At 60.8% G+C, this 1,668-nt stretch carries 2 protein-coding genes; both read right to left on the bottom strand.

Features of this window, described 5'->3' with window-relative positions; all coding sequences use genetic code 11:
* Positions 1-112 precede the first annotated feature (112 nt).
* A complete protein-coding gene (locus tag WAN71_RS28335; protein ID WP_422228505.1) occupies positions 113-829 on the bottom strand; it encodes an SDR family oxidoreductase in 717 nt (238 codons plus the stop codon).
* A gap of 2 nt (positions 830-831) precedes the next feature.
* Positions 832-1,605: an enoyl-CoA hydratase/isomerase family protein gene (locus WAN71_RS28330; protein ID WP_422228504.1), complete on the bottom strand. Its 774-nt coding sequence runs from the start codon at positions 1,603-1,605 to the stop codon at positions 832-834.
* Between the last annotated feature and the right edge of the window lie 63 nt (positions 1,606-1,668).

Raw genomic sequence — 1,668 nt, 5'->3', positions numbered from 1 at the left:
GACCAACACTTTTATGACCGGTGTGACGCTCCGGATCGACGGCGGCGAACCACTGACCTAGTTCCTATTCCGTGGGATCAAAAAGCGCGCTGATCCGGATTGGCGAAAACCTTCATATCTGGGCTTGGCCGATAGAGGCGCCGCCGTCGACGAACAACGTCTGTCCGGTGATGAATGATGCGTCGTCGGACAGCAGGAAGTCGACCGCTGCGGCGATCTCGTCAGGGCGACCGAAGCGGCCCATGGGAACCATTCCCAGGTACCGGGTTTCACCCTCGCTGCCGGGCGGGTTGTTCTGCCGGAATAGCTCTGTTTCGGTTGGTCCTGGCGCCACGGCATTGACCGTGATGCCGGTGGTGGCCAGTTCCAAAGCCCACCCGCGGGTGGAGCTGATCAGCGCCGCTTTGGCCGCGGCGTATGAGGTACGCTCTACCGCGCCGAGTGCGACCAGGCTCGCGATATTGATCACGCGGCCCCAACCTTGTTGGCGCATCCCGGGTAAGGCCGCCTGGGTCAGTTGGATCGCGGTGCGCAGGTTGAGGTCCAACACCGCATCGAGCGCGTCCAGCGTGACCGCTTCCAGCGCCTGGGGGCGAACCAGACCCGCATTGTTGACCACGGCGTCGATCCGAGTGGCTGACGAAATATCCTGCAGCACCGTTGATGTCGCCTCTCGATCCGAGAGGTCAACGGTGCGCAGTTCACCCGGGAAACTGGCATCGCCCGTTCGGGCGATGCCGATCACCTTGTGACCTTGCGCGGCGAGTCGCTCCGCAAGCGCACGGCCGATGCCCTTGCTTGCTCCGCTGATCAGTACCGTGCGGTTCATCGCTAACCCTGGCCGGGCATGCGACGAGCGACATCTGCCGCGCTGATGCCCTCCAGCGCTAGCCCGTAGCCAATGCCTTCGTCGACGATCCTGCGCAGTCTCTGTGTCAGCGCAGTGCGGGTGTAGCTGCTGGTCAACGGTGGTAGTTGTGTGATGCCGCTTGCGATTTCGTGAGCGCGGGCCAGCAACTGCTCGCCAGGCACGATCTCATTGACCACACCCCATGCTTGGGCGGTCTCCGCGTCCAGAATCTGACGGGTCAGCAGAAAATATCGCGCACGGATGCTGCCGATCACCTCCGGCCACAGCAGATTGACCCCGTCACCGGGCACGACGCCAAAGTCGAAATGTGGCTTGTCTTGAAACACCGTCTGGGGCGTGGCGAGCACGATGTCGCATAGCAACGCATACTCCGAGTGCAGCAGTACCGGCCCGTTGAGCGCGGCGATCATCGGCACCTCAATATCGAGGATGTTCATCAGAACTTTCTTGCCCTCGCGCCAGATCTTGTCGTACCCGGTCGGCGAAAAAAAGTCGAAGCCCTCACCCTCTATCGTGTCCATGAAGGCATCACCGGATCCGGTCAAGATCACCACTCGGTTCTCGCGGTCTTCACCGACTCGGCGGAACAAATCGACGAATTGTTCGTGGGTGTGGCCGTTGAAAATCAGCTTTCCGCCATCGGTGTGCAAAGCAATCTCGAGTACACCTGCGCCATCGCGGCTAAGACGCGCATTGGGGAAGGCATCGCGGTAGGACTCAAAAGTTGTATTCATGAAAATATTCCTATCTCCTGGTTACAACGCAGGTTGCTGATGGCATAGGGCGCGCCGCCATGC

Origin of the sequence: Mycobacterium sp., from assembly GCF_049280035.1 — a bacterium.
Taxonomy (GTDB): domain Bacteria; phylum Actinomycetota; class Actinomycetes; order Mycobacteriales; family Mycobacteriaceae; genus Mycobacterium.
Note: the sequence above shows the minus strand (reverse complement) of the source record. Positions and strands in the feature narration are given on the sequence as shown.